This window comes from Micromonospora sp. D75, assembly GCF_018070405.1.
GTDB lineage: Bacteria > Actinomycetota > Actinomycetes > Mycobacteriales > Micromonosporaceae > Micromonospora > Micromonospora chalcea.
This window is the reverse complement of sequence record NZ_JAGPXV010001012.1, coordinates 1-1,194: the sequence shown is the minus strand read 5'-3', so window position 1 is coordinate 1,194 and position 1,194 is coordinate 1. Positions and strand designations below refer to the sequence as shown.

The 1,194-nt window shown below is 77.5% G+C and carries 1 protein-coding gene; it reads right to left on the bottom strand.

Features of this window, described 5'->3' with window-relative positions; all coding sequences use genetic code 11:
• The coding region (gene mdlC / locus KBX39_RS31580; RefSeq protein ID WP_210874076.1) for a benzoylformate decarboxylase at positions 1-1,194 on the bottom strand (1,194 nt) is incomplete at both ends.

Genomic DNA, 1,194 nt, shown 5'->3' with positions numbered 1-1,194 from the left:
GATCGCGTACTGCTGGTTCACCGGAACCACGACGGCGAGCGGCAGGCGCAGCCGCGCCGCCGTCCACAACGCCTGGACCGAGTAGTGGAACGAGCCGTCGCCGACCACCGCGACCACCGGGCGGCCGCGCCCGGTGTCGCGTTCGGCGAGCGCCATGCCGACCGCCGCCGGCAGCCCGAAGCCGAGCCCGCCGCTGGCCATCGTCAGGTACGAGCGCGGCCGCTCGATCGGCAGCCGGCGGCGCAGCGCGGCCAGGTTGGACGGCGACTCCTGCACCAGCACCCCGTCCGCCGGCCACGCGGCGGCGAGCGCGGCGAACAACGCGTCGGCGCTGGGCGGGTCAGCCTGCTCCGGCGGGGCCGGCTGCGGGCGCGGTGACGGCGCGGGACGGTCGGTCGCCGGCAGCCGCTCGCACAGCGCGGCCATGGTCAGGCGGGCGTCGCCGAGCAGGCTGTCCCCGACCGGGGCGCGGGCCGCCTCGTCCGGGTCGTCTGTGACGTGCAGCAGCCGCGCGTCGCCGGGCAGGTAGTCGCCCGGCACGTGCGGGTAGTAGCGGAACACCGGCGCACCCACCACCAGCACCACGTCGTGGCCGCGCAACGCCTCCGACAGCGGCCCGATCGCGTACGGCAGCACGCCCCGGAAGTGCGGATGCCGCTCGGGGAACACGGCCCGCTCCGGGGCCGGGGCGGCCCAGACCGGAGCGGCCAGACGCTCGGCCAGCGCCACCGCGTCCGGCCAGGCGTCCGACCGGTCCACCGCCGCGCCGAGCACCAGCGCCGGGGCACGGGCGGCGGCCAGCGCGTCGGCGAAGCTCCGCAGCCGGTCCGGGTCCGGCGCGATCCGGGTGGCGACGGTACGCACCTGCGGCGGCGGGTCGGCCGGGCGGTCCCAGTCGTCCATCGGCACAGAGAGGAAGACCGGCCCGGCCGGTGGCTGCACCGCCGAGGCGTACGCCCGCATGAAGGCCGCCGGGATGTCCTGCGCGCGGGCCGGCTCGTGGGCCCACTTGACGTACGGCTGGGCCAGCTCGACCGCCCGGGGGCTGGCCAGGCGCGGCTCGATCAGCAGCATCTCGCGGGTCTGCTGGCCGGCGCTGACGATCAGCGGCGTCCGGTTGTGCCAGGCGGTGACCAGGTTGCCCATGCCGTTGCCGGTGCCCGGCGCGGTGTGCAGGTTGACGTGCGCGGGCCG